At 62.0% G+C, this 6,295-nt stretch carries 4 protein-coding genes; 3 read left to right on the top strand and 1 reads right to left on the bottom strand.

Annotation, left to right across the window (positions count from 1 at the left end; all coding sequences use genetic code 11):
• Positions 1 to 451, top strand: a 451-nt coding sequence (locus tag AACR14_RS06325; protein WP_041201845.1) for an exodeoxyribonuclease VII large subunit, incomplete at its 5' end; no start/stop codon positions are given.
• A 116-nt stretch (positions 452 to 567) separates the two neighbouring features.
• Here the strand turns inward: AACR14_RS06325 and AACR14_RS06320 are convergent.
• Positions 568 to 1,287, bottom strand: coding sequence for a GntR family transcriptional regulator (locus AACR14_RS06320; protein WP_019445554.1), 720 nt, complete (start codon positions 1,285 to 1,287; stop codon positions 568 to 570).
• 247 nt (positions 1,288 to 1,534) lie between these two features.
• Here AACR14_RS06320 and mngA point away from each other — a divergent pair, with 247 nt between their 5' ends.
• Both mngA and mngB read left to right on the top strand, forming a co-directional pair.
• Complete coding sequence (gene mngA / locus AACR14_RS06315; protein WP_019445553.1) at positions 1,535 to 3,481, top strand: PTS 2-O-a-mannosyl-D-glycerate transporter subunit IIABC; 1,947 nt, start codon at positions 1,535 to 1,537, stop codon at positions 3,479 to 3,481.
• An 86-nt stretch (positions 3,482 to 3,567) separates the two neighbouring features.
• On the top strand, positions 3,568 to 6,222 hold the full coding sequence (gene mngB / locus AACR14_RS06310) for a mannosylglycerate hydrolase (protein WP_019445552.1): 2,655 nt from the start codon (positions 3,568 to 3,570) through the stop codon (positions 6,220 to 6,222).
• Positions 6,223 to 6,295 lie beyond the last annotated feature (73 nt).

The raw sequence follows: 6,295 nt of genomic DNA, 5'->3' as shown, positions 1-6,295 counted from the left end.
GCTCGACCATCAGGATCCGAAGCGGCGGCTGGAGCAACAATCCCAGCGACTCGACGAGCTCTCCACCCGTTTGCAGCAGCTATTGCGCCAGCGGCTGCATCAGGGTGAGCGGCGCCTCACCAACCTTGAGCTGCGCCTGCAGGGCAAGAGTCCGGAGCGCCTCTTGGCAGCTGGCAAGCGCCGTCATCAGCTGGCCGAGGAGCGGCTCTATGCCCTGATTGCCAAGCGGCAAGACCTTGCTAGTCACCGCCTCGCCATGCTCACCGCCCGCCTCGACGGGGTGAGCCCGCTCGCTACTCTGGGGCGCGGCTACTCCATCACCCGCACTCCACACGGCGAAGTCATTAGCCGCGCCGATCAGGTCAACAGTGGCGACCAGCTCGTCACCACCCTGGCGCAAGGAAGCCTGCAGGTGCGGGTCGAGGAAATCATCAAAGACTCTGCGCAGTAGGTCGGCTGCATCAAACCACCAGCCAATCTGCTATTCAGCCTGGCAATCAGCCAAAAACAAAGGCCACCACCGCAAACACGGTGGTGGCCTTTTTTATCTCGGGTGCTGGCGACCGCTCACCCCTTGGCGCGGCGGGCGACCAGGGTGAACTTGTAATCATCGCTCTTGAAGAAGTTGCGACTGAACTCGAACACGGTGCCATCTTGCAAGAAGCCGCGAGAGACCTTCTCGATGATTGGCTTGGCAGGATCGATACCAAGCGCCTCCACCACCTGCGCCGAGGGGAGCACCGGAATGATCTCCTGCTCGCTGCGGTCGATCACCAGCTGCTTCACCTCCTCGATGTAGTGGTACTTGGAGCCCTGCATCACCGCATAGCTGAGGTCGGGGAAGAGGGCGAGCGGCATCCAGGTCTCCTCCAGTGTTACCGCGATCTGGCGAATAAAACGCACCCGCTTGACGTAGTAGACCAGCGCCCCTTCCAGCAGATTGAGCCGCTCGGCCAGCTCGCTGCTCGCCTTGATCACCTCGAAGGCGAGAATGTCGCTGTGGGTCTCGGCCGCCGGATCGGTCACCTTCTCATAGAGGCTGGTGAGCTGATAGATGTCGTAGTTCACCTTCTCCTGCCGCACGTAGCTGCCGCTCCCCTGAATGCTCTCGATGACGTTGAGTTCGGTCAGCTGCTTGAGGGCCTGGCGCACCGTCACCCGGCTCACCCCGAACTGCTCGCGCAGCTCGGCTTCGGTGGGCAGGGCATCGCCGGGGGCCAGCGCCCCTTGCGCAATCCACTGCTGGATGGTGTCGGCTATCTGGCGATACATGGGTTTTTTCGACACGAAAGGCCACCTCGTCGGCTCTGCGCCATGATAAATGGAAGAGGCGCCATTCTACCTCAGTTGCCCGGCAGACAAAACGGCTCAGCCTCATTTGACCTAACAAATCACCTTGAGCAAACAATACAAAAACAATACAAATAATGAATTGTATGATACCACTCACAAAAATCAGTCGGCCGGTTTGTTAGCATCGCTGTCACTTTCACCATGACGGCTTGCTGGCAAGCCAACCTGACAGAGGATCATCATGAATCTGACCAGTCTTACCGGCCCCCATCTCATCACGTTGCAAACCCGGTTTGCCGATCGGGATGCGGCCATTCATGCCCTGGCTGATCGGCTCGATCAGGCCGGCAAGCTGCACGACAAGGCTGCCTTTCTGGCTGCGGTCATGGCCCGCGAGGCACAGGGCCCCACCGCCCTTGGCGAAGGGCTGGCAGTGCCCCACGGCAAGTGCGATGCGGTGCGCGAAGCGGCCTTTGCCGTCGCGACCCTGAGCGAGGAGCTGGGCTGGGAGGGGATCGACGGCCCCGAGCCGGTCAACCTGATCTTCATGCTGGCGATCCCGACCGATCAGGCGGGCTCCACCCACATGCAGCTGCTCACCACCCTCACCACCGCCCTGGTGGATGACGATACCCGCGAGGCTGTGCTGGCGGCACAGAGTGCCGAGCAGCTGATGGCGCTGCTCGATGGTGAAGGGGATGGCGACAAGCAACCAGAAAAAGAAGACAACTTAAATACAAATAAACCCACTGTGGTCTGTGTCACCGCCTGCCCGGCGGGGATCGCCCACACCTATATGGCTGCCGAGTATCTGGAAAAGGCGGGGCGCAAGCTGGGCATTCGGGTTCTGGTCGAAAAGCAGGGTGCTAACGGCATCGAGGATCGCTTGCCGCAAGAGGCGCTCGATGCTGCGGTGGCCTGCATCTTCGCCGCCGAGGTGGCCATCAAGGAGCAGGAGCGTTTTATTGGCATCCCCCGGATCGAGACGCCGGTGGCCGAGCCCATCCGCCATGCCGAACGGATCCTCAATGACGCGCTGGAGGCGGCCAAGGCCGGTCGCACCGCCCCGACGCCCAACACCAGCCAGAGCGATGCGCCGACCGGCAAGAAGGTGAGCCTCAAGACCGAGCTCAAGCAGGCGCTGCTGAGCGGCATCTCCTTTGCCGTGCCGCTGATCGTGGCGGGCGGTACCGTGCTCGCCGTCTCTGTGCTGCTGGCCCAGATCTTCGGCCTGCAACATCTGTTTGATACCGAGAACTCCTGGCTCTGGATGTACCGCAAGCTGGGCGGCGGCATGCTGGGCACCCTGATGGTGCCGGTTCTGGCGGCCTATACCGCCTACTCGCTGGCAGACAAACCGGCGCTGGGCCCGGGCTTTGCGGCGGGACTGGCCGCCAACATGATTGGCTCCGGTTTTCTCGGTGGCGTGGTCGGCGGCCTTATCGCCGGTTACCTGATGCGCTGGGTCAAGCAGCATGTGCGCCTTAGCCCCAACTTCAACGGCTTTCTCACCTTTTACCTCTATCCGGTGATCGGCACCCTGGTGGCAGGCAGCCTGATGCTGTTTGTCATCGGCCAGCCGGTGGCCTGGCTCAACAACAGCCTCACCGAGTGGCTCAACGGCCTCTCCGGCACCAATGCGCTGGTACTGGGCGCCCTGCTCGGCTTTATGTGCTCGTTTGACCTGGGTGGCCCGGTCAACAAGGCGGCCTACGCCTTCTGCCTCGGCGCCATGGCCAACGGGGTCTACGACCCTTACGCCATCTTCGGCGCGGTCAAGATGGTCTCGGCCTTTACCGTCACCGCCTCCACCCTGCTGGCGCCGCGACTGTTCCAGACCTTCGAGATCGAGACCGGCAAGTCCACCTGGCTGCTGGGGCTGGCGGGGATCACCGAGGGTGCCATTCCGATGGCCATCGAAGATCCAATCCGGGTGATCGGCTCCTTCCTCGCAGGCTCGGTCGTCACCGGCGCCATGGTGGGTGCCATGGGGATTGGTCTCTCTACTCCGGGGGCTGGCATCTTCTCCCTGTTCCTGCTCCACGATGGCGGCCACGGCGCCCTGATGGCTGCTGCCGTCTGGCTCGGTGCGGCGCTGGTGGGCACCCTTATCTCCACTGTGGTGCTGATCGGCTGGCGCCGTCACGCCATGCAGCGCGGCACCTATCAGGTTGTCGCCGCAGAGTAAGGCTCATCTTCACCACCACTTTTTCAACAGACTATTTTTCCGCACGGCAGGCAAGGGCCGCCGTGCGTCAGCAAAGGATCATTGTCATGACAGTTTCACGAGTTCACATCACACCGCACATGCACTGGGATCGGGAGTGGTACTTCACCACTGAGGAGTCCCGCATCCTGCTGATCAACAACATGGCTGAGATCCTGGCGCGGCTTGAATCCGACCCCGACTACAAGTTCTATGTGCTGGACGGCCAGACCGCGGTGCTGGAGGATTACTTCGCCATCCAGCCCGAGAACAAGGCCCGGGTGAAGGCACTGGTGGAAGCGGGCAAGCTCATCATCGGCCCCTGGTACACCCAGACCGACACCATGCAGGTGAGCGGCGAGTCCATCCTGCGCAATCTGCTCTACGGGATGCGCGATTGCCTCAGCCTTGGCGAGCCGATGAAGATCGGTTACCTGCCCGACTCGTTCGGCATGTCCTCCCAGTTGCCCCACATCTTCAACGGCTTCGGGATCGATCGGGCCATGTTCTGGCGCGGCTGCTCCGAACGCCACGGCACCGACAAGACTGAGTTCCTCTGGCAGAGCAACGATGGCAGCGAAGTGACCGCCCAGGTGCTGCCGCTCGGCTACGCCATCGGCAAGTACCTGCCAGAAGATGAGGCGGGCCTGCGCAAGCGGCTCGAATCCTACTTCGAGGTGCTGGAGAAGGCCTCGGTCACCCAGGATATCCTGCTGCCTAACGGCCATGACCAGATGCCGCTGCAACAGAACATCTTCGCCATCATCGACAAGCTGCGGGAGATCTACCCCCAGCGTGAATTCCACATGAGCCGCTTCGAGCAGGTCTTCGAGCGCATCGAGGCGTGCCGCGACCAACTGGCCACCCTCAAGGGGGAGTTCAACGACGGCAAATACATGCGGGTTCACCGCACCATCTCCTCCACCCGGATGGACATCAAGCTGGCCCACGCCGCCATCGAGAACAAGATCGTCAACATCCTCGAACCGCTGGCGAGCATCGCCTGGGCACTCGGCTTCGAGTACCACCACGGGCTATTGGAGAAGATGTGGAAGGAGATCATGAAGAACCACGCCCATGACAGCATCGGCTGCTGCTGTAGCGACAAGGTGCATCAGGAGGTGATGACCCGCTTCATTCTGGCCGACGACATGGCCGAGAACCTGATCCGCTTCTACATGCGCAAGATTGTCGACAACATGCCGGTGGCGCTCTGTGAAGACGGCGTGCAGGTGGCCGACAAGCTCTGCCTGTTCAACCTGATGCCCTTCCCCCGTCAGGAGGTGATCAATACCAGCATCCGCATTCGCGCCCAATCCTTTGCCCTGAGCGATGAGGCGGGCCAGCCGGTTCCCTACTTCATCCGCGCCAAGCGCGAGATTGATCCTGGTTTGGTAGACAGACAGATCGTGCACTACGGCAACTACGACCCCTTTATGGAGTACGACATCCAGCTCTGCCATCCGCTGCCGGCTATGGGCTACGGCACTCTCCATATCGAGGGCAATCAGCCGGGACTGGAGCAGCCGGTGATGGCCAGCGGCGAGCTGCTGGAGAACGATTTTTACCGCATCGCCCTCAATGACAACGGCACTTTGCAGATCCTGGACAAGCTTCGCGGCACCACCTTCGATCAGGTGCTCACGCTGGAAGAGGGCTCCGATGATGGCGACGAGTATGACTACTCGCCGTCGCGGGACGAATGGCTGCGCTACTCCACCGAGTTTGCAGTGACCCGCGAGGTTACCCATCAGGCATGGCAGAGCATCGCCACGCTCAAACTGCGTATGGCATTGCCTGCCAACCTCGCCGAGCGAGCCAACCGTCAGTGCAGCGGTCACCTTGATGTCACCTGCCGCATCACCCTGGCGCACCAGAGCCCGCGTATCGATATCGAGCTGGAGCTCGACAATCAGGCCGATGACCACCGGGTGCGAGTGCTGATCCCCACCCCCTTCCCGAGCGACACCGTGGTCTCTGACAACCAGTTTGGCTGCATCACCCGCCCCACCCTCGACAGCGCCATGGCGAACTGGGAAGCGGAGGGGTGGAAAGAGGCCCCCATTCCGGTCTGGCAGCTGATGAACTTCGTCGCCCTGCAAGATGGCAAGCAGGGGCTGGCGGTGCTGAGCGACGGTCTGCGCGAGTTTGAAGTGATTGGCGAGCAGTGCGACACCCTGGCACTCACCCTGCTGCGCGGGGTCGGCGTACTCGGTAAAGAGGAGCTGCTGCTGCGCCCGGGTCGCCCCTCCGGCATCAAGCTGCCCACCCCGGACTCTCAGGTGCGCGGCAAACTCAGCTGCCGTTTCAGCCTGCTGGCGTTTGCCGGCGATCACATCAGCGCCAACGTGATGCAGGCGGCGCGCAGCTACCTCACCCCGGTGCGCTGCTACAACAAAATCCCGTTCGATGCCATGAAGCTCAACAAGGCGAGCTTCACCACCCCGCTGCAGTTCAGTCTGCTCACCATGGATCCCTCCGGTCCGGTGCTGAGCGCCCTGAAAAAGGCAGAGGATGAAGAGGCGCTGGTGATCCGGGTCTACAACCCGAGCGAGCAGGCGGTGCTGGAGGGAGGCAAAGTGAGCAGCGAACACCCCCTGAGCGACTGGCAAGCGGTGCGGATGGACGAACAGCCCCTGCCCCTTGAGCTGGCCGCAGGCGAGTTTGGCGAGCTGGCGCCCTGCCACTCCCGCAGCGTGCGCTTTCGGGTGGCTCGCGGCTAACCACCGGTAACACCCACAGGTAGCAACAGGCGGGGAAGAGTCATCCCCGCTTGTTTATCCCTTCAAGCTGGCC

The organism is Aeromonas sp. 159, from assembly GCF_963862045.1.
In the GTDB taxonomy this organism is placed as follows: Bacteria; Pseudomonadota; Gammaproteobacteria; order Enterobacterales; family Aeromonadaceae; genus Aeromonas; species Aeromonas veronii.
Note: the sequence above shows the minus strand (reverse complement) of the source record. Positions and strands in the feature narration are given on the sequence as shown.

Bases quoted from the DNA above. Each gene is read 5' to 3' on its own strand.
- mngA (WP_019445553.1), top strand. From the start codon at position 1,535: ATGAATCTGACCAGTCTTACCGGCCCCCATCTCATCACGTTGCAAACC.
- mngB (WP_019445552.1), top strand. From the start codon at position 3,568: ATGACAGTTTCACGAGTTCACATCACACCGCACATGCACTGGGATCGG.